At 74.4% G+C, this 22833-nt stretch carries 21 protein-coding genes; 13 read left to right on the top strand and 8 right to left on the bottom strand.

Translation table 11 applies throughout. The features are described from left to right. The 3 genes from ACH4SE_RS21115 to ACH4SE_RS21105 form a co-directional block, all read left to right on the top strand. Nucleotides 1-207: phosphopantetheine-binding protein (locus tag ACH4SE_RS21115; RefSeq protein WP_398544923.1), on the top strand; the 207-nt coding region annotated here is incomplete at its 5' end. Continuing rightward, on the top strand, nt 204-452 hold the full coding sequence (locus ACH4SE_RS21110; RefSeq protein ID WP_398544922.1) for a phosphopantetheine-binding protein: 249 nt from the start codon (nt 204-206) through the stop codon (nt 450-452). The genes ACH4SE_RS21115 and ACH4SE_RS21110, both read left to right, overlap by 4 nt. Next, nucleotides 449-1861 (top strand): condensation domain-containing protein, encoded by a 1413-nt coding sequence (locus tag ACH4SE_RS21105; RefSeq protein WP_398544921.1) that lies wholly within the window; start codon nt 449-451, stop codon nt 1859-1861. Before ACH4SE_RS21110 ends, ACH4SE_RS21105 begins: the two co-directional genes overlap by 4 nt. A gap of 83 nt (nt 1862-1944) precedes the next feature. On the opposite strand, the gene ACH4SE_RS21100 is transcribed toward ACH4SE_RS21105, so the two are convergent. Continuing rightward, nucleotides 1945-3009 (bottom strand): adenylate/guanylate cyclase domain-containing protein, encoded by a 1065-nt coding sequence (locus ACH4SE_RS21100; protein ID WP_398544941.1) that lies wholly within the window; start codon nt 3007-3009, stop codon nt 1945-1947. Between the two features lie 498 nt (nt 3010-3507). Continuing rightward, the gene (locus tag ACH4SE_RS21095; protein WP_398544920.1) at nt 3508-4365 is read right to left on the bottom strand and encodes a biotin--[acetyl-CoA-carboxylase] ligase; all 858 of its coding nucleotides are present in this window, start codon (nt 4363-4365) and stop codon (nt 3508-3510) included. Nucleotides 4366-4597: 232 nt separating this feature from the next. On the opposite strand from ACH4SE_RS21095, the gene ACH4SE_RS21090 reads away from it, so the two are divergent. The 4 genes from ACH4SE_RS21090 (at nt 4598) to ACH4SE_RS21075 (ending at nt 7366) form a co-directional block, all read left to right on the top strand. Then, entirely contained in the window at nt 4598-6187 is a 1590-nt protein-coding gene (locus ACH4SE_RS21090; RefSeq protein WP_398544919.1) for an acyl-CoA carboxylase subunit beta, read from the top strand. Nucleotides 6188-6216: 29 nt separating this feature from the next. Further along, entirely contained in the window at nt 6217-6435 is a 219-nt protein-coding gene (locus ACH4SE_RS21085) for an acyl-CoA carboxylase epsilon subunit (RefSeq protein ID WP_398544918.1), read from the top strand. A 102-nt stretch (nt 6436-6537) separates the two neighbouring features. Next, the gene (gene mmpB, locus ACH4SE_RS21080) at nt 6538-6675 is read left to right on the top strand and encodes a morphogenic membrane protein MmpB (RefSeq protein ID WP_398544917.1); all 138 of its coding nucleotides are present in this window, start codon (nt 6538-6540) and stop codon (nt 6673-6675) included. A gap of 70 nt (nt 6676-6745) precedes the next feature. After that, entirely contained in the window at nt 6746-7366 is a 621-nt protein-coding gene (locus ACH4SE_RS21075) for a nucleoside triphosphate pyrophosphatase (RefSeq protein WP_398544916.1), read from the top strand. Between the two features lie 25 nt (nt 7367-7391). Here the strand turns inward: ACH4SE_RS21075 and ACH4SE_RS21070 are convergent, their stop codons facing one another. Next, nucleotides 7392-7871 carry a hypothetical protein gene (locus tag ACH4SE_RS21070; RefSeq protein ID WP_398544915.1) on the bottom strand — a complete coding sequence of 160 codons (480 nt, stop codon included), beginning with the start codon at nt 7869-7871 and terminating at the stop codon, nt 7392-7394. 458 nt (nt 7872-8329) lie between these two features. Between ACH4SE_RS21070 and ACH4SE_RS21065 the strand changes: the two genes are divergently transcribed. Further along, nucleotides 8330-10090 (top strand): acetyl/propionyl/methylcrotonyl-CoA carboxylase subunit alpha, encoded by a 1761-nt coding sequence (locus tag ACH4SE_RS21065; RefSeq protein WP_398544940.1) that lies wholly within the window; start codon nt 8330-8332, stop codon nt 10088-10090. A gap of 80 nt (nt 10091-10170) precedes the next feature. Here ACH4SE_RS21065 and ACH4SE_RS21060 read toward each other — a convergent pair whose 3' ends face one another. Further along, nucleotides 10171-11622, bottom strand: coding sequence for an MFS transporter (locus ACH4SE_RS21060; protein WP_398544914.1), 1452 nt, complete (start codon nt 11620-11622; stop codon nt 10171-10173). A 165-nt stretch (nt 11623-11787) separates the two neighbouring features. Here ACH4SE_RS21060 and ACH4SE_RS21055 point away from each other — a divergent pair, with 165 nt between their 5' ends. Next, a complete protein-coding gene (locus tag ACH4SE_RS21055) occupies nt 11788-12333 on the top strand; it encodes a TetR/AcrR family transcriptional regulator (RefSeq protein ID WP_398544913.1) in 546 nt (181 codons plus the stop codon). Nucleotides 12334-12361: 28 nt separating this feature from the next. On the opposite strand, the gene ACH4SE_RS21050 is transcribed toward ACH4SE_RS21055, so the two are convergent. Together ACH4SE_RS21050 and ACH4SE_RS21045 are read right to left on the bottom strand one after the other, a co-directional pair. Then, nucleotides 12362-13252, bottom strand: a complete 891-nt coding sequence (locus ACH4SE_RS21050) for a DeoR/GlpR family DNA-binding transcription regulator (RefSeq protein WP_398544912.1) — start codon at nt 13250-13252, stop codon at nt 12362-12364. A 107-nt stretch (nt 13253-13359) separates the two neighbouring features. Next, on the bottom strand, nt 13360-14796 hold the full coding sequence (locus tag ACH4SE_RS21045) for an NAD(P)H-quinone dehydrogenase (RefSeq protein WP_398544911.1): 1437 nt from the start codon (nt 14794-14796) through the stop codon (nt 13360-13362). A 129-nt stretch (nt 14797-14925) separates the two neighbouring features. On the opposite strand from ACH4SE_RS21045, the gene ACH4SE_RS21040 reads away from it, so the two are divergent. From ACH4SE_RS21040 to gdhA, 4 genes are all read left to right on the top strand, one after another. Next, nucleotides 14926-15363 carry a gamma-glutamylcyclotransferase gene (locus ACH4SE_RS21040; RefSeq protein WP_398544910.1) on the top strand — a complete coding sequence of 146 codons (438 nt, stop codon included), beginning with the start codon at nt 14926-14928 and terminating at the stop codon, nt 15361-15363. Nucleotides 15364-16332: 969 nt separating this feature from the next. Continuing rightward, nucleotides 16333-17142: a purine-nucleoside phosphorylase gene (locus tag ACH4SE_RS21035; protein WP_398544909.1), complete on the top strand. Its 810-nt coding sequence runs from the start codon at nt 16333-16335 to the stop codon at nt 17140-17142. 28 nt (nt 17143-17170) lie between these two features. Beyond that, a complete protein-coding gene (locus ACH4SE_RS21030; RefSeq protein ID WP_398544908.1) occupies nt 17171-18814 on the top strand; it encodes a phospho-sugar mutase in 1644 nt (547 codons plus the stop codon). A gap of 973 nt (nt 18815-19787) precedes the next feature. Beyond that, nucleotides 19788-21125 (top strand): NADP-specific glutamate dehydrogenase, encoded by a 1338-nt coding sequence (gdhA, locus tag ACH4SE_RS21025; RefSeq protein WP_398544907.1) that lies wholly within the window; start codon nt 19788-19790, stop codon nt 21123-21125. 122 nt (nt 21126-21247) lie between these two features. On the opposite strand, the gene ACH4SE_RS21020 is transcribed toward gdhA, so the two are convergent. Both ACH4SE_RS21020 and ACH4SE_RS21015 read right to left on the bottom strand, forming a co-directional pair. Then, nucleotides 21248-21955: a PH domain-containing protein gene (locus tag ACH4SE_RS21020; protein WP_398544906.1), complete on the bottom strand. Its 708-nt coding sequence runs from the start codon at nt 21953-21955 to the stop codon at nt 21248-21250. A 143-nt stretch (nt 21956-22098) separates the two neighbouring features. Continuing rightward, complete coding sequence (locus ACH4SE_RS21015) at nt 22099-22833, bottom strand: hypothetical protein (RefSeq protein WP_398544905.1); 735 nt, start codon at nt 22831-22833, stop codon at nt 22099-22101.

The following is a 22833-nucleotide window of genomic DNA, read 5'->3' as shown; positions in this document are numbered from 1 at the left end:
AGCCTCCTCGCCGTCAAAGTCATCGCCCGCCTCCGCACCGCCACCGACATCAACCTCCCCATCCGCACCCTCTTCGACAACGGCACCGTCGAAGCAGTCGCCCGCACCCTCGAAGACGCACTCCTCGCCGAACTCCACCAACTCACCGACGCCCAAGCCGACCAACTGCTCGGCGGGAGCACCCAAGGAATGGACGGATCAGCATGACCACCCCGGCGATCAAGGAACGTCTGGCCCAGCTCGTCGCGGAGTCCTCGGACGGCGCGATCAGTGCCGACCAGGCCCTCGCGAGCGCGGCCCCGCTGTCCGACCTCGGCCTGTCGTCGCTGTCGCGGATGCGGCTGGTCGACGCGGTGGAGGACGAGTACGACGTCGAGATCGACCTCGACGGCGACGGCTGGGAGCTGGTCGACAACCTCGACGCGCTCGCCGCGCACCTGGAGACCCGGTGACCGAGGCACCACCCGCCCCGGCCGCGGGCCGCCCGGCACCGCCCCGCGTGGTCTGGGAGCCCGTGGCGTTCTCGGCCGAGGGCGGCGAGGGGCCGCTCGCCTGGGGGCAGTTCCACATGTGGCGCCCGCTGCTGCGCTACGGGGCGGCCTTCGCGACGTTCACCCTGCGCCAGGTCGTCGCGCTCCCGGCCCCGGGCCCCGGCGTGCCGGAGGCGCTCGCGGCGATCCGGCGGCTGGTCGAGACGCACCAGGTGCTGCGCACCCGCTTCCGCGACCGTGCCGGGGAGGCGTGGCAGACCGCCGCGGCCGAGGGCACGCACCTGGTCGAGGTGTGCGAGCTGGGGGCGGACGCCGGTGCCGGGGCGCTCGCGGCGTTCGCGGAGCGGCGGACGCGCAAGCTCGCCGCCGAGCCCTTCCGGCACAGCCACGAGTGGCCGGTGCGCTTCAGTCTGGTCTGCCGCGGCGGTGAGGTCCGGGCCGTGGCCGTCGTGTGCTCGCACCTCACCTTCGACGGCTGGTCCGCCGATCTCGTCGGCACCGCGCTGCGCCGGCTGCTCGCCGGGGGCCGGGTCACCGCACCGGAGTGGCAGCCGCTGGACCAGGCCGCGTACGAGCGGTCCGAGCGCGGGCTGCGCGACGACGCCCGCGCGATGCGGCACTTCCGCGCGCGGCTCGCGGAGGTGCCCGACACCGCTCCGCGGCCGCCGCACGCGCCCGCGTCCCCGAGGTTCCAGCAGTGGTGGCTGACCTCGGCCGCGCTCGCCGCGGCCTCCGTCGCCGTCGCCGAGCGCACCCGCACCTCCAGCTCCGCGGTGATGCTCACGCTCGCGGCCACCGCGCTGGCGGCGCTGCGCGGGCAGTCCACGGTGCCGATGCTGCTCATCACCGGCAACCGCGTCACCGAGCGCCAGCAGCGCTACATGGCCGCGACCGCCCAGGACGGGCTGTACGTCCACGACGGCACGGCGGCCGCCACCCTGGACGACGCCGTCCGCGCGGTCTACCGCCGCTCGGCCGCCACCTACCTGCGGGCCGCCTTCCACCCGGCGTCCCTCGAAGCGCTCACCGCGGAGATCGACGCGGCCCGGACCCACCCGCTCGACCTCACCGGCTACTTCAACGACGCCCGCCTCAGCCGCGACTGGCAGCTCCCCCCGGCCCCCGGCCCGTACCCGCGCTCCGCCCGCGGTCCGGCCTTCGTCCGCGGCTACGACTCCAACGACATGGCCTTCTGCCTCGCCCTCGCCCAGCAGGGCCCGGACTGCCAGGTGTCCCTCCTCGCCGACACCCGCCTGCTCCCGGCCCCGGCGATCCCCGCCGTCCTCTCCGGCCTGGAGGCGGTCCTCTGCGAGGCCGCGGCGTCGGACGTCCCGCTGTCCGCCGTCCCCCCGGCCCTGGGCCTGGTGTAGGACGGCGCCCCGTACCGAACGGGCGCGGGGAGCCACGCCCCCCAAGGGCGGGAAGGGCGCCCGCCCACGCCGGGGGCGCCCGCCTACCGGCGGCTGAGCAGCCAGGGCTCCACGACGCCGAGTCCGCGCACCGGCCGCCGCCACATCGGCTGGAGGGCGAAGCGGTACTTCTCCGAATCCGCCGCCTCCGGGTCGACGTCCGCCTCGGACAGCGGCGCGTCGCCCGCCTCGCCCAGCGCCTCCGCGAAGTCCCCGTCGACGAGGACGGAATCCCGGGGGGCTATCGAGGTGAGCCGGGAGGCGAGGTTGACCGTCGTACCGAACACGTCGCCCATCCGGGTGGTGACCGTGCCGAAGGCCATGCCGACGCGCAGCGCGGGCATCATCTCGTCGCCCGTCATCGTCTCGATGAGCCGGATGCCGATCTCGGCGGCGGTGCCGGGGTCGTCGGCGACGAAGAGCACCTCGTCCCCGAGGGTCTTGATGAGCCGCCCGCCGTACGCGGCGACCTGGTCGGCGGCCGTGGTCTCGAAGGCCTCGACCAGTTCGCCGAGCTCCTCCTCCTCCAGCCGCCGGGTGAGCCGCGTGAAGCCGACGAGGTCGGCGAAGCCGACGGCGAGCCGCCGGTCCACGGCCTCCTCGTCGTCGGACTGGACGACCCGGCTGGTGGCCGCCGCGACCTGGCGGCGCCACACGTAGATGAGGAATTCCTCCAGCTCCGGCAGCAGCAGCTCGACCAGCGGATAGGCCACCTCCGCGCGCGTCATGCCGGGCTCGGGCGGCTCGGTGAGGCCTTCGAGGAAGGAGTCGGTCTGCCAGTCGGCGAGCCGCGCGGTGGTCTGGCCGGTGGAGCGGGCCACCTGGATGGCCATCGACTCGCTCAGCAGGCCCGCCTCGACGAGACCCGCGAGCCGCCGCAGCGCGAGGACGTCCGCCTCGGTGAGCGCCTTGGCCTGGCCGATGTCGGCGAAGCCCATGGCCCGCCAGAAGCGGGCCGCCAGGTCCATGGAGACGCCCGCGGTGCGCGCGGCCTGGAAGGGCGTGTAGCGGCGGGGCGCGCCGAGGATGAGCTGTTCGAGCCGCAGCGCGAGCGGGTGCTCCCCCGCCTCGGCGGCGGCCTCGCCCGCCCTGCCGTACGCGGCGGGCATCCCGTGCTCCCCGGGGGCGCGGACGGGCTCGGGCTCGGCGGACTCGACGGCGAGCGGCGGGGGCTCCGGTGGCTCGCCCGGGCCTGCGGCCTCCCCGTCCGGCCCGGGTTCGCGGCCCGCGGCCTCGTGGTCGCCACGGGAACCCGCGGCGCGGCCCGGCTCCGGGGCGGGGGGGCCCGGGTCGTCCGCGCTCACCGTACGGCCCCTGTGGAATCCCTGCGCACAGCCCTTCCGATCATCGAGACGACGCAGCGAGTCAACGATACGGCAGGTGTGCCGCAGCTCACTCTCACCGGAGCCGGATCTCGCCGGTGCGGCGGCGCTCCCCGCCGCACGGTCACCGCAACGGCGGTCACCGGCCCGTACGCGCCCGGCCGCGCGGAGCGGCGGACCGGCGGGCACCCCCGCCGCGGGCCCCGGACCGGCGCGCCCCGGCCCCGGGCCGGGCCGGCGGCGGCTGGGCGGGCGGCGGCGGGCCGGCTCAGGCCGAGGGCCGGCTCAGGCCGAGGGCCGCAGGTGCACGACGTCCCCCGCGCCCACCGCCTGCTCGCCCTCGGGGCCGGAGATGACGAGCCGGCCGTCGTCGTCGACGCCGACCGCGGTGCCGGACAGGTCGCGGCCGCCGGGGAGTTCGGCGCGGACGTCGCGGCCGAGGGTGGCGCAGCCGGCCGCGTAGGTCTGGCGCAGCCGGGAGGCGTCGGGGTCGCCGCCCGCCGTGCGCCAGGCCTCGTACCAGTCGGCGAGGGAGCGCAGGACGGCCCGCAGCAGCGGGTCGCGGTCGGTGGTGGCGGCGCCCGCGAGGGCGAGGGAGGCGGCGGTGGGGACGGGCAGCTCGTCGTCACTGAGCGACACGTTGAGGCCGATGCCCACGACGACACCGGTCTCACCGGTGCGCTCGGCGAGGATGCCGCCCGCCTTGCGCTCCTCGCCGCCGACGGTGAGCAGCAGGTCGTTGGGCCACTTGAGCGAGGTGTCGACGCCCGCGGCACGCGACAGCGCGGTCGCGGTGGCGACCCCGGCGAGCAGCGGCAGCCAGCCCCAGCGGTGCACGGGCACGGGCTTGCCGAAGGCCCCGGCCTCACCCGGCCGCAGCACGACCGAGAAGAACAGGCCCGAGCGCGGCGGGGCGCTCCACCGGCGGTCGAGGCGGCCGCGCCCGGAGGTCTGCTCCTCGGCGACGAGCACCGTGCCCTCGGGGGCCCCGGCGGCGGCGCGCGCGGCGAGGTCGCTGTTGGTGGAGCCGGTGGCGTCGACCACGTCGAGCGAGGCCCACAGCGGGGAGCCGACGACGGCCCGGCGCAGGGCGGCTTCGTTGAGCGGCGGTCGGTCGAGGTCGGACCAGCGGCTTGGCGTCATGCGCCCACCCTACGAGCCGCCGGTGCGCGCACGTCCGCGCGGGACACGCCGCCGCCGCCCGTGCCGCACAACCGGTGGCGCGGGCAATGGTGGTGCAGTGTGGTGAACGCCGCAGTGCCCGTACCGGAGAGTCGCCGTTACGCTACCGAGCACAGCGTTACTGACCGGTTAAGAAGACCCGCACCACAGTGAGCCGCCCGAGAGCAGCCGAGAGCAGGAGAGCCGCCGAGCCATGGCCGAGCCGGACTACGACATCCACACCACAGCGGGCAAGCTCGCGGACCTGCGCCACCGCATCGAGGCGGCGGCGCACGCGGGCTCGCAGCGCGCGGTGGAGAAGCAGCACGCGAAGGGCAAGCTGACCGCCCGCGAGCGGATCGAACTCCTGCTGGACGACGATTCGTTCACGGAGCTGGACGAGCTGGCGCGGCACCGCTCGACGAATTTCGGCCTGGAGGCCAACCGCCCTTACGGGGACGGCGTGGTGGCGGGCTACGGCACCGTCGAGGGCCGTCCGGTCGCGGTCTTCTCGCAGGACTTCACGGTCTTCGGCGGCGCGCTCGGCGAGGTGTTCGGCGAGAAGATCGTCAAGGTCATGGACTTCGCGCTGAAGACCGGCTGCCCCGTCATCGGCATCAACGACTCCGGCGGCGCCCGCATCCAGGAGGGAGTCGTCTCGCTCGGCCTGTACGGCGAGATCTTCCGCCGCAACACCCTGGCCTCCGGGGTGATCCCGCAGATCAGCCTGATCACCGGCCCGTGCGCGGGCGGCGCGGTGTACTCGCCCGCGATCACCGACTTCGTGGTGATGGTCGACCAGACGTCGCACATGTTCATCACCGGCCCGGACGTCATCAGGACCGTGACCGGCGAGGACGTCGGCATGGAGGAGCTGGGCGGCGCGCGCACCCACAACTCCACGTCCGGCAACGCCCACCACCTGGCCGCGGACGAGAAGGACGCCTTCGAGTACGTCAAGGCGCTGCTGTCCTACCTGCCGGGCAACAACCTGGAGGAGCCGCCCGCCTTCGCCACGCAGGCCGAACTCGCCGTCACCGACGAGGACCTGGAGCTGGACACGCTGATCCCGGATTCGGCGAACCAGCCGTACGACATGCACAAGGTCATCGAACACGTCGTGGACGACGGCGAGTTCCTGGAGACGCAGGCGCTGTACGCCCAGAACGTCGTGACCGGCTTCGGCCGCGTCGAGGGCCGCCCGGTCGGCGTGGTCGCCAACCAGCCGCTGCACTTCGCGGGCTGCCTGGACATCAAGGCGTCGGAGAAGGCCGCGCGCTTCGTGCGCACCTGCGACGCGTTCAACATCCCGGTGCTGACCTTCGTGGACGTCCCCGGCTTCCTGCCCGGCACGAGCCAGGAGTGGGACGGCATCATCCGCCGCGGCGCCAAGCTCATCTACGCCTACGCCGAGGCCACCGTGCCGCTCATCACGATCGTGACGCGCAAGGCGTACGGCGGCGCGTACGACGTCATGGGCTCCAAGCACCTCGGCGCGGACCTCAACCTGGCCTGGCCCACCGCCCAGATCGCGGTGATGGGTGCGCAGGGCGCGGTCAACATCCTGCACCGCCGCACGCTCGCCGAGGCCGGAACGCCGGAGGAGGCCGACGAGTTGCGGGCCCGGCTGATCGCGGACTACGAGGACACCCTGCTCAACCCGTACATCGCCGCCGAGCGCGGCTACCTGGACGCGGTGATCGCCCCGTCGCAGACCCGGGTGCAGCTGGTCAAGGCGCTGCGGGCGCTGCGCAACAAGCGCGAGAGCCTGCCGCCGAAGAAGCACGGCAACATCCCGCTGTAGCAGGCCCGCGCCGGAGGAGGGAGTTCATCGTGGTGGAGATCAAGGTGGAGCGCGGCCGGCCGACGCCGGAGGAGCTGGCCGCCGTCGTGGCGCTGGTCCAGGCACGGGCCGCCGCGGCCGGGACCGCCGAGGCGGAGCCGTCGCCCGCCGCGCGCCCCTCGGCCTGGTCGGCGCCCGGCCGCCGGCTGCCGCGGGCCCTCCCCCGCCCGGCGGCGGGCGCCTGGCGGATGTCGGCCTGGCCCTCCTGACCCGGCGGCCCGCGGGACGGGCCGCCGCCGTGCCGAGCGGGGCGTTCCGCTTGAGTACGCGTACTCAGGCGCCACGGGCGTCCCGCGAGCACCCTGGGGGACATGCTGTGGCCCGACGACGAACGCCGTGACGAACCGTCCGAGGACGCCCGCGAGGCGCTGCGCAAGCTGCGCCGCGCGATGGTGGTGGCGGCGCTCGTCGCGGCGCTGGTGATGGTCATCGCGACCTTGCGGGTGTGAGGCTCCCCCCGGCTGCGAGGACGCCGGAGGGCGGCCCGTCCGGCCGCCGCACCGCCCCTACGATGGTGCGATGACCTCGCCGACCACGCCCCGCCGCGCGCTCGTCCTCGCCTCCGCCTCCCCCGCCCGCCTCGGCCTGCTCAAGCAGGCGGGCTTCGCCCCCCGGGTGGTGGTCAGCGGTGTCGACGAGAAGGCGGTCACCGCCGCCGACCCCGCCGAGCTGGCGCGCGTGCTGGCCGAGGCGAAGGCCGCGGCGGTCGCGAGCGGCGGCATGCTCGACGACGGCGACGAACTGGTCGTCGGCTGCGACTCCGTCCTGGAGCTGGACGGCCAGGCGCTCGGCAAGCCCGCGGACGCCGCGGAGGCCACCGCACGCTGGCAGGCGATGCGGGGCCGCGAGGGCGTGCTGCAGACGGGCCACTGCGTCATCGACCGGGCGACCGGCCGCCAGGTCTCGGCGACGGCCTCGACGACCGTGCGCTTCGGCCGCCCGGACGACGCGGAGATCGCCGCCTACGTGGCCAGCGGTGAACCGCTGCACGTCGCGGGCGCCTTCACGCTCGACGGACGCTCCGCGCCCTTCGTGGACGGCATCGACGGCGACCCGGGCAACGTCATCGGCCTGTCGCTGCCGCTGCTGCGCCGCCTGCTGGCCGAGCTGGACGTGCGCGTCACCGACCTGTGGGCGTGAGGCCCCGGGGCGTACGCGGCACGGCTCAGGGCCCGGCGGACGGCAGCGGGGCCGCGGGCGGGGCGGCGGGCGGCGGGTTCTGCGGGGCGGAGCCGCCCCCCGTGCCGTCCGCGCCGCCCTCCGCGCCCTGGGCGCTGTCGGGCGCGTAGAGCAGCAGGGTGCCGACGAGCAGTCCCAGGACGGCCATGAGCGCGACGAACGCGAACCAGCCCACCAGGCCGACGACGACCGCGCCGACCACGCCGTGGACCACCGCGCAGACGATCAGCACGATCCGGACGGCCGGCGAGGCCGGCCCCTGCCGCGCCGCCGTACGGGCGGTCAGGAACGCGCACAGCAGCAGGAAGAGGGCGAAGAGGCCGCCCGCGATCCACGAGCCGACCGCCATCGCGTCCGGGTCGAGGCCGCCGAGCGACATGTCCTGGTGGCGTACGGCGAGGCCGAGGACCCAGTTCAGGAAGGCGACCCCGAGGGCTTCGAGCACCAGGACCACCGCCGTGGCCACGGCTATCCCTCTGCGCACCCTGTCCCCCCTCCGACGGCCGTCCATGGGGTCGCAGGCTACTCACGGGTAAGAGGCCCGGCAAGGGTCGCGGCAAGAGCGCGGGCGCACCGGTGCGCAACCGTGACCGCCCGTCCGGTGGCCGCGGGGACACGCCCGGCTCACCCGCGGCGCGCCGTCACCCGTCAGGACGGACCCGGCCGCAAACTTTCCGCGGACTCTTCGTGGGGTTCCCACAAAGAAGCGTCAACTCCATGCATGGACTCCGAGCGAGATTCGACCCGCGCCCGGTAGAGCGGGACATGGGCGGGAGCAGGGCCGTACCGTGGACTGAGCTGGAGTTCACGTGGGTGCGGTGGTTCGCGGATCACCCTCCGTGTGGGCAAGCTCACGTGCAGGGGTGCCTCGGCATCGAGTGTGGCCAGTACCTAAACTCGGCTTGTTTCATGGAGGGAGCCATCGTGCGCAAGGTGCTCATCGCCAACCGCGGTGAAATCGCAGTACGCGTCGCCCGTGCCTGCCGGGATGCCGGGATCGCCAGCGTAGCCGTCTACGCGGACCCCGACCGGGACGCGCTGCATGTCCGCGCGGCCGACGAGGCGTACGCACTGGGCGGCGACACCCCGGCCACCAGCTACCTGGACATCGCGAAGGTGCTCAAGGCGGCTGCCGAGTCGGGGGCCGACGCCGTGCACCCCGGCTACGGCTTCCTGTCGGAGAACGCCGAATTCGCGCAGGCCGTGCTGGACGCCGGGCTGAACTGGATCGGGCCGCCGCCGCAGGCCATCCGCGACCTGGGCGACAAGGTCGCGGCACGCCACATCGCCCAGCGCGCCGGCGCGCCGCTCGTCGCGGGCACGCCCGACCCGGTGTCGGGCGCCGAGGAGGTCGTGTCCTTCGCGAAGGAGCACGGCCTGCCGATCGCCATCAAGGCCGCCTTCGGCGGCGGCGGGCGCGGCCTGAAGGTCGCCCGCACGCTGGAGGAGGTCCCGGAGCTGTACGACTCGGCGGTGCGCGAGGCGGTCGCCGCCTTCGGGCGCGGCGAGTGCTTCGTGGAGCGCTACCTGGACCGGCCGCGGCACGTCGAGACGCAGTGCCTGGCCGACAAGCACGGCAACGTGGTGGTCGTCTCCACCCGTGACTGCTCGCTCCAGCGCCGCCACCAGAAGCTCGTCGAGGAGGCCCCGGCGCCGTACCTGACGCCGGAGCAGAACGCGCAGCTGTACGCCGCCTCGAAGGCGATCCTGCGCGAGGCGAAGTACGAGGGCGCGGGCACGTGCGAATTCCTCGTCGGCCAGGACGGCACGATCTCCTTCCTGGAGGTCAACACCCGGCTCCAGGTCGAGCACCCGGTCACCGAGGAGGTCTCCGGCATCGACCTGGTGCGCGAGATGTTCCGGATCGCGGACGGCGAGGAGCTGGGCTACGACGACCCGCCGCTGCGCGGGCACTCCTTCGAATTCCGGATCAACGGCGAGGACCCGGGCCGCGGCTTCCTGCCCGCCCCGGGAACGGTGACGAAGTTCGTCGCCCCGTCAGGTCCCGGTGTCCGGCTGGACGCGGGCGTGGAGTCCGGCAGCGTCATCGGCCCGGCGTGGGACTCGCTGCTGGCCAAGCTGGTCGTGACCGGCGCGACGCGCGAGCAGGCGCTCCAGCGGGCGGCCCGCGCGCTCGACGAGTTCCAGGTCGAGGGCATGGCCACCGCGCTCACCTTCCACCGCGTGGTGGTCCGGGATCCGGCGTTCGCGCCGCCGAAGGGCCCCTTCAGCGTCCACACCCGGTGGATCGAGACCGAGTTCGTCAACACGATCCCGCCCTTCGCGGGCTCGGCCGTGGACGAGGACGAGGCGCAGGGCCCCCGCGAGACGGTCGTCGTCGAGGTCGGCGGCAAGCGCCTGGAGGTCTCCCTCCCGGCGTCGCTCGGCATGTCCCTGGCCCGCACCGGGCTGGCCGCGGGCGCCAAGCCCAAGCGGCGCGCCACGCAGCGCGCCGCGGCGGCGGTGTCCGGCGACTCGCTGCCCTCGCCGATGCAGGGCACCATCGTCAAGGTCGCGGTCGAGGAGAACCAGCAGGTCACCGAGGGCGACCTGATCGTGGTCCTGGAGGCCATGAAGATGGAGCAGCCGCTCAACGCGCACCGCTCCGGCACGATCGTCGGCCTCAAGGCCGAGGTCGGCGCCTCGGTGTCGTCGGGCGCCGTGATCTGCGAGATCAAGGACTGACGCACCCGTACCACCACGCGCGGCGCGGTGCCCCGGACGGGGCGCCGCGCCGCGCGCGTTCGCGCGTACGTGACCGGGGGTCAGCCGCCGGTGGCGAGGGGCTTGCGCGGCGGCAGCCGCAGCGCGAGCACCAAGGCCAGCGCGAGGGCGACGAAGACGACCGCGAGCAGGAAGGCGGCGTCCACCCCGTGGATGAACGGGTCGTGCCGGTGGTGCCGGGAGACCGTGCCGAAGACGGTGACCAGCACCGACAGTCCCAGGCTGCCGCCGACCTGCTGCATCGTCTGGAGCAGCCCGGAGGCCGACCCGGCGTCCGCGGGCGCGACACCCGACAGGATGACGGTGTTGAGCGGCATCATCGTCCAGCCGATGCCGAAGCCCATGAGGACCATCGTCGGCAGCACACCCCGCGCGAAGCCGTCGGACGCGCCGAGCCGGGTGATCAGGACGGCCCCGGCCAGCGTCACCGCGAGCCCGGAGGCCGCGACGTTGCGGGCGCCGAAGCGGGCCAGCAGCCGGGGGGCGAGGCGCGCGGCCACGAAGAGCGGCAGGGCCAGCGACAGGAAGGCGACGCCGGTCCTGAGCGGGCTGTAGTGCAGGTAGCCCTGCAGGTACTGGGTGGAGAAGTAGAAGATGCTGGACATCGCGGCGGGCACCAGCACCATCACCGCGTACGCCAGGGAGCGGTTGCGGTCGGCGAACAGCCGCAGCACCACCAGCGGGTGCGGCGCCCGGGTCTCGTTGACGAGGAAGGCCGCGAGCAGCGCGCCCGCGACGGCGAAGGCGGTCAGCGCGCGGGCGTCGCCCCAGGAGCTCTCGCCGACCCGGATGAAGGCGTAGACCAGGCAGGCCGTGCCGAGGGTGCCGGTGAGGGCGCCCGCGACGTCGAAGCGGCCGCCGCGGTGCCGTGCGGTCTCGGTGATGTAGCGCGGACCGAGCAGGACGACGGCCGCGCCGATCGGGATGTTGACGAAGAAGACCCAGCGCCACGAACCCCAGTCGGTGAGCATGCCGCCGAGCGTGAGCCCGACCGCGGACCCGGCGCCGGCGACGGCCGAGAAGACGCTGAGGGCGCGGTTGCGCTCGGCGCCCTCGCGGAAGTTCGTGGCGATGAGCGCGAGCGTGCTGGGGGCGGCGAGCGCGGCCGCGGCGCCCTGGAGGCCGCGGGCGACCAGCAGGGTGGTGGCGTCGTTCGCGAGGCCGCCGAGCACCGAGGCGAGGGTGAAGGCGGCGACGCCCCAGACCAGTGCCGTGCGCCGCCCGACGAGGTCGCCGATGCGGCTGCCGAGCAGCAGCAGACCGCCGAAGGCGAGGGCGTAGACGTTGAGCACCCAGGACATCCCCGTGGCGGAGAAGCCCAGGTGGGTGCCTATGCCGGGCAGGGCGACGTTCACCACCGTCAGGTCCAGCAGCAGCATCAGCTGGGTGCCGAGGATGGCGGCGAGGGCGAGCAGGGCGTGCGCGCGGCCGGGGGGCGGCGTGCGGGTGGCGGCGTCGTGGCCGTCCCGGTCGCGCAGAACGGATGAGGGCATGACGGAGTGGCCTCCAGCGGAGAGATCGGGCAGCAGAAACGGAGGTTGCCTCCGATAAATATACGGAGGGAGCCTCCGGATTTACCATCGTTTCCGGGAGGGACTTCTCCGGACCCGGCACACGACCGCCGGGACGGCGTCCCCGAGGCCGGGAGGCAGGACCGCATGCGGGCAGACGCGCAACGCAACTACGACCGGCTACTGGAGGAGGCCCGGCAGGCGTTCATCGTGCACGGCACGGATGCGGCGCTGGAGGACATCGCCCGGCACGCGGGCGTCGGCATCGGCACCCTCTACCGGCACTTCCCCGACCGGTCGGCGCTCATGAGCGCGGTCTTCGTCAGCGAGCTGGACGCGCTCACCGCACGCGCCCGCGAACTGGTGGAGCAGGAGGAGCCGCTGCCCGCCCTGCTGGCATGGCTGAAGGCGGTGGCGGTGCACGCCACCGCCTACCGCGGGCTGTCCGCGCGGATCGCCGCCGACTCCGACGGGCACATGCGGCAGTGCAAGGTGCTGCTGCACGACGCGGGCAACACCCTGCTGGCCCGCGCGCAGGACGCCGGCGAGGTGCGGCCCGACGTCTCCATGAGCGACCTGCTCAGGCTCACCACCGGGCTCATCACGATCGCCGAGCAGAACCCGGAGGACAAGGGCACCTTCGACCGCCTGATGAACCTCGCCGTCCGCGGCATCGTCACCCCCGGCACCTGAGGCGCGCGGCCCGCCCGCTGCGGCCCGCTCAGTGCGGCCGCAGGTCCGCGAGCCGCGGCACGGCGGGCGGCCGCAGCCCGTGCGGGCGGCGCGGCGCCGGCAGCGGCTCGCGCGGCGCCGCCTCGGGGACCGCCCCGGGCGACGGGGCGACGACGAGCTGCACCCCGCGGTCGGCGAGCGCCTGGAGCTCGGTGGCCGCGCGCTCCTCGCCGGGCGGCGGCTCGTCCGTGACCAGATGGGTGATCAGGTCGGTCGGCACCGTCTGGAACATGGTGTCGGCCCCGAGCTTGGTGTGGTCGGCCAGGACGACGACCTCGGCGGCCGCCTGCACGAGCGCCCGGTCCACGCTGGCCGCGAGCATGTTGGACGTCGAGAGCCCGCGCTCGGCCGTCAGCCCCGCGCCGGACAGGAACGCCCGGGAGACCCGCAGCCCCTGGAGGGACTGCTCCGCCCCGCTGCCGACCAGCCCGTAGTTGGAGCCGCGCAGCGTCCCGCCGGTCATGACGACCTCCACCCGGTTGGCGTGCGCGAGCGCCTGCGCCACCAGCAGCGAGTTGGTCACCACGGTGAGCCCCGGCACCCGGGCGAGCCGCCGGGCCAGCTCCTGCGTGGTGGTGCCCGCGCCGACGACGATGGCCTCGCCCTCGACCACGAGCGAGGCCGCGAGATCGGCGATGGCCGTCTTCTCCGCGGTCGCTAGATGGGATTTCTGCGGGAAGCCGGACTCGCGGGTGAGCCCGCCCGGCAGCACCGCACCGCCGTGCCGGCGGTCGAGTAGTCCTTCGGCCTCCAGTGCCCGCACATCACGGCGCACGGTCACTTCGGAGGTCTGGACGACACGGGCGAGTTCCCGGAGCGACACCGCTCCGTTGGCCCGCACCATTTCCAGGATCAATTGGCGACGTTCTGCAGCGAACACGAAACCGACAGTAACCCCATCGATCGCTGCTTTCAGCGTTTTGCACCAGTACAGCGAAGTTCCGCGCGAAACAGACCGCGAAGTGCTACAGACCGACCGTACGTTCGCTAATTCCCGCGGTTGTGCAGCTGCCGGGCGACCTCCGCGATCGAGCCGGACAGCGACGGGTAGACGGTGAAGGCGTTCGCGATCTGCTCCACCGTCAGGCTGTTGTCGACCGCGAGCGAGATCGGGTGGATCAGCTCGCTGGCCCTCGGCGCGACCACCACACCGCCCACCACGATGCCCGTGCCCGGACGGCAGAAGATCTTCACGAAGCCGTCCCGGATGCCCTGCATCTTCGCCCGCGGGTTGCGCAGCAGCGGCAGCTTCACCAGCCGGGCGTCGATCCGCCCCGAGTCCACGTCCGCCTGCGTGTAGCCCACGGTCGCGATCTCCGGGTCGGTGAAGACGTTCGACGACACCGTCTTCAGGTTCAGCGGCGCGACCGCGTCGCCGAGGAAGTGGTACATCGCGATACGGCCCTGCATCGCCGCGACCGACGCGAGCGCGAAGACACCCGTGACGTCCCCGGCCGCGTACACGCCCGACGCGCTGGTCCGCGACACCTTGTCCGTCCACACGTGGCCGTACTCGGTGAGCTTGACGCCCGCCTCCTCCAGGCCCATCCCCGCGGTGTTCGGGATCGCGCCGACCGCCATCAGGCAGTGCGTGCCGGTGATGACCCGGCCGTCCGTCAGCGTCGCCTCCACGCCGTCGCCCACCCGCTTGACCGACTGCGCGCGCGAGCGCGACATCACGTTCATGCCGCGGCGCCGGAACACGTCCTCCAGCACCGCCGCGGCGTCCGGGTCCTCGCCGGGCAGCACCCGGTCGCGCGACGACACCAGCGTCACCTTCGAGCCCAGCGCCTGGTACGCGCCCGCGAACTCCGCACCCGTCACACCCGAGCCCACCACGATCAGCTCGCGCGGCAGCTCGTCCAGGTCGTAGACCTGCGTCCAGGTCAGGATCCGCTCACCGTCCGGCATCGCGTCCGGCAGCTCACGCGGCCGCGCGCCCGTCGCGATCAGCACGGCCTCGGCCGTCAGCCGCTCCTCCGTACCGTCGGCGGCCGTCACCACGACCGTCCGGGTGCCCTCCGCCGTCTGCGGGCCCTCCAGCCGGCCCCGGCCGCGCATCACCTTCGCGCCCGCACGCGTCACGGACGCGGTGATGTCGTGCGACTGCGCGAGCGCGAGCCGCTTCACCCGCCGGTTGACCTTGCCCAGGTCGACGCCGACCACCCGCGCGGACCTCGCCTCCGGCGGCGCGTCGTCCGTCACGATGATGCCCAGCTCCTCGTAGGAGGAGTCGAAGGTCGTCATGACCTCGGCGGTGGCGATCAGGGTCTTCGACGGTACGCAGTCGGTCAGCACCGACGCACCGCCCAGGCCGTCGCAGTCGACGACCGTCACCTCCGCGCCGAGCTGCGCCGCCACCAGCGCCGCCTCGTAGCCGCCGGGTCCGCCACCGATGATCACGATCCTTGTCACGTACCCCATTGTCCCGCACGCGCCAAGATGCGACCGCGCGGGGCACGTCCCTTCGCCCGTCCGCCGCAGGGCGGCCCCCGCACGGCCCCCGCCTGCGTCCTTACGCGGCGCCGATACCGCTCCCGTACTCTCGACGTCATGTCGCTCTACGCCGCCTACGCAGGCAACCTCGACGCGCGGCTGATGACCCGCCGCGCACCGCACTCCCCGCTGCGCGGCACGGGCTGGCTGACCGGTTGGCGCCTCACCTTCGGCGGCGAGCAGATGGGCTGGGAAGGCGCGCTCGCCACGCTCGTCGAGGACCCGGCGCACCAGGTCTTCGTCGGCCTCTACGACATCGCACCGATCGACGAGGAGTCCCTCGACCGGTGGGAGGGCGTCCCCCTCGGCATGTACCGCCGCACGACCGTCCGCGTCCACACGCTCGACGGCGACGTGCCGGCGTGGGTGTACGTCCTCGACGACTACGAGGGCGGACTGCCGTCCGCGCGCTACCTCGGCGAGATCGCCGACGCGGCGGAGTCGGCCGGGGCGCCCCACGACTACGTGATGGAGCTGCGCAAGCGTCCGTGCTGACGCCTGGCCGGCGGGCCTGTCCCCCTCGTAGTGGCTGACCCCCCACGTCCCCCGCGCCCCGGGGGGCTGCCCCTTGCGCTGGGCGGTTCGCCTCTCGCCCGGCGGGGGCTGAGCGCGCCGTTCCCGCGCCCCGGGGGGTGCCGCTTGCGGCGGGCGGTTCGCCTTCCGCCCGGCGGGGGCTGAGCGCGCAGTTCCTCGCGCCCCGGGGGGTGCCGCTTGCGGCGGGCGGTTCGCCTTCCGCCCGGCGGGGGCTGAGCGCGCCGTTCCCGCGCCCGTTTTTGCGCTGCGGGGTGCCTGGTGCGGTGTGCCGCGCGATCTTCTGCCGGTGGGGGCTGGTCGCGCAGTTCCCCGCGCCCCTGGGGTCATCCGGCGGGGCATCGCGCGCTTCGTGCGGGGGTGGGGTCGGGTGCCACTCCGGGGGTACCTCCTCGGAATGCGCGTCTGACGTCATGACGTGTTCGTTGGGCGGTGGGGTGCGCATTCCTGCGGGGGCACCCCCGGATCGTCCCCCTCCCGGGCCGGTGTGGCGGCTGCCTGCCGGTGGGGGTGAAGTCTCTGCAGGGACTGCGGTTCGCCCCCGACGGCGAATGCGCCCCACAGGCGGACCGTCAGCCGACATCTGTCCCGCACGGGTGGTGGGGGTGGGAACACCCCGCGCCGCCAGGCGCGGGAAACCCCCACGGCGGGCAAGCCGCCAACGCACCGGCAACCGGGCACCGCCCGAAGCGGCGCCGCAAGGCGCGGGAACCCCCCGCGGCGGGTCAGCCGCCCACGCACCCTGGACGGCCACCGGCCGAGCGCGGCACCCCGCGGCGGGGCACCCGCCCACGCACGGCAACCGGGCATCGCCCGAAGCGGCGCGGCGCCGGCAGGCGCGGAGGGGGCGTTGGGGGCCCGCCGCCGGGGTGGGGGCGGGCAAACCACAGGGGGCGTCTACGCGCGTAGGGGCAAACAGGCTACGCTCTGCGCGTGAACGCTTCCGTGAACCCCGAGCCCTACGCCGCGGCCGACGCCGCCGCCGCCCGCCTGCGCGAGCTGACCCGCGCGCAGACGCACGACGTCGCCCTGGTCCTGGGCTCGGGCTGGGTGCCCGCGGCCGACGCGCTGGGGGCGGCCGACGTCGAGCTGTCCTTCACCGATCTGCCGGGCTTCCCGGTCCCCGCGGTGGCGGGTCACGCGGGCCGGCTGCGTTCGGTGCGGGTCGGCGGGGTGCGGGCGCTGGTGTTCCTGGGGCGTACGCACCTGTACGAGGGCCACGGCGTGGCGAGCGTGGTGCACGGGGTGCGTACGGCGGTGGCCGCCGGGGTGAAGACCGTGGTGCTGACGAACGGCTGCGGCGGCCTGCGGCCCGGGTACCGCCCGGGCCAGGCGGTGCTGATCAGCGACCACATCAACATGACCGCGGCCTCCCCCATCGCGGGCGCGAACTTCGTGGACCTCACGGACCTGTATTCGCCGCGGCTGCGGGCGCTGTGCCGGGAGATAGACCCGACGCTCGACGAGGGCGTGTACGTGCAGTTGCCCGGCCCGCACTACGAGACGCCCGCCGAGATCGGCATGATCCGGGCGATCGGCGGGGACCTGGTGGGCATGTCCACGGCACTGGAGGCGATCGCCGCCCGTGAGGCGGGCGCGGAGGTGCTGGGCGTCTCGCTGGTCACGAATCTGGCCGCGGGGATGACGGGCGAGCCGCTCAACCACGAGGAGGTGCTCGCGGCGGGCCGCGAGTCGGCCACCCGGATGGGCACGCTCCTCGCGGACCTGCTCGCCCGTCTCTGACGCCACCGAACGAAGGGAACCGGCTCCCATGACCGACCTGCTCGCCCGCGCCCGCGCGTGGGCCGCGGAGGACCCCGACCCCGAGACCCGGGCGGAGCTGACCGCGCTGATCGCCGCGGGAGAGTCCGCGGAGCTGGCGGACCGTTTCGCGGGCACGCTGGAGTTCGGGACGGCGGGGCTGCGCGGCGCGCTGGGCGCGGGCCCGAACCGGATGAACCGGGCGGTCGTGATCCGCGCGGCCGCGGGCCTGGCGGCGTATCTCGGTCCCGGCGGTTCCGTCGTGGTGGGCTACGACGCCCGGCACAAGTCCGCGGATTTCGCGCGGGACACGGCCGCGGTGATGACGGGCGCGGGCCTGCGCGCGTATGTGCTGCCCCGCCCGCTGCCGACGCCGGTGCTGGCCTTCGCGATCCGCGAACTGGGCGTCGCCGCCGGGGTGATGGTGACGGCGAGCCACAACCCGCCGCAGGACAACGGCTACAAGGTCTACCTGGGCGACGGTTCGCAGATCGTCCCGCCCGCCGACGCGGAGATCGCCGCGCGGATCGCGGCGGTGGGGCCGCTGGCGTCCGTACCGCTGGCGGACGGCTGGGAGGTCCTCGGCGAGGACGTGCTCGCCGCCTATCTGGAGCGCGCCACCGGCGTGCTCGCCCCGGACAGCGCGCGTGAGCTCGCCACCGTCTACACGCCGCTGCACGGCGTGGGCCTGGAGACACTGACCGCGGCCTTCGCCCGCGCGGGATTCCCCGCGCCCCTGGCGGTCGCCGAGCAGGCCGCACCCGACCCGGACTTCCCGACCGTCACCTTCCCCAACCCGGAGGAGCCGGGGGCGATGGATCTCGCCTTCAGGACCGCGCGGAGCGCCTCCCCGGACCTCGTCATCGCCAACGACCCGGACGCCGACCGCTGCGCCGTGGCCGTCCCCGACCCGTCCGCGGACGCCGGCTGGCGCATGCTGCGCGGGGACGAGCTGGGCGCGCTGCTCGCCGCCCACCTCGTCCGGCGCGGCGCCGCGAAGCCCGGCCGGGACGTCTTCGCGGCGAGCATCGTCTCCTCCTCCCTGCTGTCGAAGATCGCCGCCCACGCCGGCCTCGGCTACGAGGACACGCTCACCGGCTTCAAATGGATCGCCCGCGTCCCCGGCCTGCGCTACGGCTACGAGGAGGCGCTCGGCTACTGCGTCGACCCCGCCGGTGTCAGGGACAAGGACGGCGTCACCGCCGCACTGCTCATCGCCGAGATGGCCGCGGAGGCCCGGCGGGCGGGCCGCACCCTCGCGGACGAGCTGGACGGGCTCGCCCTCGTGCACGGGCTGCACGCGACCGACCAGCTCTCCGTACGGGTCGACGACCTCGCCGTCATCACCGGCGCGATGGCCCGCCTGCGGGCCCACCCGCCCACCGGGCTCGCGGGCCTGACCGTCACCTCCGCGGAAGACCTGCGCGAGGGTGTGGACGGCCTGCCGCCCACGGACGGCCTGCGCTACACCCTCGCCGGCGAGGGCGTGGCCGGCGCGCGCGTCGTCGTCCGGCCCAGCGGGACGGAGCCCAAGGTCAAGTGCTACCTGGAGGTCGTGCTGCACCCGGACTCCGACCTGCCCGCCGCCCGCGCCCGGGCCGCCGCCCTCCTCTCCGCCCTCAAACCCGCCCTCGCCTCGGCGGCGGGCCTGTAGCCCCACCCCCCACCCGGCGGGGGTTCCCGCGCCTGGCGGCGCCGCTTCGGGCGGTACCCACCCGGGGCGAGCTCGCGGCTGCCCGCCGCCGGGGGTACGTCGGACGGCGCCCGCCCGGGGTGCATTTGCGGCTGCCCCGCCGCAGGGGTGCCCGCGCCTGGCGGCGCCGTTTCGGGCGGTACCCACCCGGGGCGAGCTCGCGGCTGCCCGCCGCAGGGGTGCCCGCGCCTGGCGCCGCCGCGCTCGGGCGGTGCCCGCCCGGGGTGCATTTGCGGCTTGCCCGCCGTGGGGGTTTCCCGCGCCTGGCGGCGCGGGGTGCTCCCACCCCCACCACCCGTGCGGGACAGATGTCGGCTGACGGTCCACCTGTGGGGCGCATTCGCCGTCGGGGGCCAACCGCAGTCCCTGCAGAGACTTCACCCCCACCGGCAGGCAGCCGCCCACGAGACGCCGGGAGGGGGACGATCCGGGGGTGCCCCCGCAGGAATGCGCACCTACTCCCTCACCGGACACGGGGGAGGTCAGACGCGCATTCCGAGGAGGTACCCCCGGAGTGGCACCCGACCCCACCCCCGCACGGAGTGCGCGATGCCCCGCCGGATGACCCCAGGGGCGCGAGGAACTGCGCGAGCAACCCACCACCGGCGGAAAGGCAAACCGCCCACCGCAAGCGGCACCCCCTCAGGGGCGCGGGGAACTGCGCGACCAGCCCCCACCGGCAGAAGATCGCGCGGCGAACCGCACCACGCACCCCCGCAGCGCAAAGCCCCCGCGGAGCACCCCGCGGACCGCCCGCCGCAAGCGGAACCCCGTCACGGGCGCGGGGAACGGCGCGACCCGCGCCCGTCCGCCCACCCGGCGGGGCCGCCGGGCAGGGAGAATGGCTGTGTCAAACGCCGGGGGGCCGCTGCGACCCCCGGGGACGGGGTGCCACAGCGCGCGCGATTCCACGAGTAACGAAAGGCACACCCGTATGCGCGTGATCGAGCCGCTCTACGCAGAGATCCTGCGGCGCAACCAGGGCGAGACCGAATTCCACCAGGCGGTCCGCGAGGTCCTGGAGACGCTGGGCCCGGTGCTGGAGCAGCGTCCGGAGTTCAGGGACGCGCGGATCGTCGAGCGGATCTGCGAGCCGGAGCGGCAGCTGATCTTCCGGGTGCCGTGGGCGGACGACAACGGGGACATCCACGTCAACCGCGGTTTCCGGGTGGAGTTCAGCAGCGTCCTCGGGCCGTACAAGGGCGGGCTGCGCTTCCACCCCTCGGTGAATCTCGGGATCGTGAAGTTCCTGGGCTTCGAGCAGATCTTCAAGAACGCGCTCACGGGCATGCCGATCGGCGGCGGGAAGGGGGGCGCGGATTTCGACCCGAAGGGCCGTTCGGACGCGGAGGTCATGCGCTTCTGCCAGTCGTTCATGACCGAGCTGCACCGCCATCTCGGCGAGCACACGGACGTGCCGGCGGGCGACATCGGCGTGGGCGGCCGGGAGATCGGCTACCTGTTCGGCCAGTACAAGCGGATCACCAACCGCTTCGAGTCGGGCGTCCTGACGGGCAAGGGCCTGGGCTGGGGCGGCGCGCAGGCGCGTACGGAGGCGACGGGGTACGGCTGCGTGCTCTTCACCGCCGAGATGCTGCGCAGCCGCGGCGAGTCGCTGGAGGGGCAGCGTGTCGCCGTCTCGGGCTCGGGCAACGTGGCGATCTACGCGATCGAGAAGGCGCAGCAGCTCGGCGCGACCGTCGTGACGTGTTCCGACTCCTCCGGCTACGTGGTGGACGACGAGGGCATCGACCTTGGTCTGCTGAAGGAGGTCAAGGAGGTCGGCCGCGGCCGTGTGTCGGAGTACGCGCAGCGGCGCGGCTCGCGCGTGTCGTACGTGGAGGGCGCGGGCGTGTGGCACGTCCCCTGCGACGTGGCCCTGCCTTGCGCGACGCAGAACGAGCTGCACGAGACCGACGCCCTGGCGCTGGTGCGGGGCGGTGTGAAGGCTGTCGCGGAGGGCGCGAACATGCCCACCACGCCGGAGGCGGTGCGGGTCTTCCAGGAGGCGGGCGTCGCCTTCGCGCCGGGCAAGGCGGCGAACGCCGGCGGTGTGGCCACCAGTGCCCTGGAGATGCAGCAGAACGCCTCGCGCGACTCGTGGACCTTCACGCACACCGAGGAGCGGCTGGCGGAGATCATGCGCCACATCCACGATTCCTGCTACACCACGGCGGCGCGTTACGGCAGCCCCGGCAACTACGTGGTGGGCGCCAACATCGCGGGCTTCGAGCTCGTCGCGGACGCGATGCTGGCCCAGGGCCTGATCTGATCGTCCGGCGGTCCGGCCGCCTCCTGCACGGGGCGGCCGGCCCCGTGCAGGGAGCCGGGCCCCGCGCAGGGAGCCGGGCCCCGCGCAGGGAGCCGGGCCCCGCGCAGGCCGGGAGGGCCGGGTCAGCTGATCGCGGACAGGACGATCAGGACCACCGCGCCCGCGAGCGCCGGGGCGAGCACCTCCCAGCACCAGCGCACCACCGGTGCCGATTCCGGGGCCGCGGGGTCGCCGGTGCCCTCGCGGGCCTCCGCCAGCTCGCGCAGTTCGGCCAGGGCCTGGTCGGACCACGCCCGGATCGTCTGGTCTGCGCCGGGCAGGGGTGCCGGGCGCCGGCCGTAGGGCGGGCGGCCGCCGCTGCGGCCGGGTGTGAAGGCGTCGTCGCCCGCGGCCTTCGCCCGGGCGTCCTGCCGCGCGGCCCGTTTGCGCGCGCGCAGCGAGACCGGGATCGCCCAGAGCTGGTACTTCTTGCCACCGGCCAGCAGCTCGGTCGTGTACGACGACCGCACGCCGTCGACGCCGGTCCACGGCACGGTGATGGTGCGGAAGGGGTTGCGCACCCGGATCCGCTCGGAGTTCGCGAAGACGGCGGGGCGCAGCGTGAGGGCGATGACGATCGGCAGGGCGAGCAGCAGCCCGGCGATGGCGAACCACGGGGTGTGGCCCTTGCCGTGGGCGATCGCGTCGCCGCCGAGCCAGCAGGCGACGACGAGCAGGCCGGCACCGCTGATCATCCCGGCCGTGGAGCGGTAGGACCGGTCGGCGTACGCGGGCTGCCCCGGGCCGCCGCCGTCCGGCGGGCTCGGGCGGTCGGACCTCGGACTCGTCATAAGGACCGATTGTGCCCGACGGCCGGCGCCCGGCAGGCCACGACCCGGTTGCGTTCCCGTCTCGACCGGTGGCGCCACCGGCAGCACGCTCAGGTGGCCGGTGCCACCGGCGGCGCTAACCGGCAGCGCCACCGGCGGCGCGCTCAGATGGACAGCCGGCGGACCGTGGCCAGTCCGCCGGCCAGAAGGATCACCGCCACCGCTGCCATGACGGCGGGGAAGAGCGCGGTGACGGTGAAGAAGTGCGCGAACCGGGTCCAGCCGTGCAGCCAGGTGACGACCGCGGCCGCGAGGGTGAGCAGCACGCCCTGGGCCCCGGCGAAGGTGACCGTGCCGATGAGCCCGGCGCGGCGGAAGACCAGGCCGTACCACATGCCGTACGCGAAGAGCATGACGAAGGCGGCCGCGGCGCCGAGCCACGTCTGCCACCACGAGCCGTCGAGGACTCCGGGGACGCGGAAGTAGGCCATGTTCATGCCCCACCCGTCGGTCGCGCGCTCGGCGGCCTGGCCGATCGCGACGGCGGCGCCGAAGCACACCGCGAGCGCCACGGCCAGCAGCGCGGCCCCGAGGAAGTACGTGCGGCGGCTGACGCCGAGCGCGATGCCGAAGGGCAGGGCCCTGGCCACGGTCTGGACGGCGATCGCGAAGACGACGAGGAAGACGGCGGCCAGCCCGCCCACCCAGCGGTGGGCCGCGTGGCCGGCGGGGGTGAGCTGGAGGATCACGGCGTCCAGGGCGAAGGCGAAGGCGGCCCACACCCAGGGCATGACGAGGTAGGTGAAGCGGTCCAGCAGCAGGTAGCGGACGACGGTCAGGACGGGCGAGGCGCCGGGCAGCGCGGGTACGGACATGCTGGTGGGCCAGGTCGTGGGCAT

Source organism: Streptomyces sp. NPDC020983 (genome assembly GCF_044333485.1).
In the GTDB taxonomy this organism is placed as follows: domain Bacteria; phylum Actinomycetota; class Actinomycetes; order Streptomycetales; family Streptomycetaceae; genus Actinacidiphila.
The sequence above is the reverse complement of the archived record's forward strand: the minus strand, read 5'-3'. Positions and strand labels throughout refer to the sequence as shown.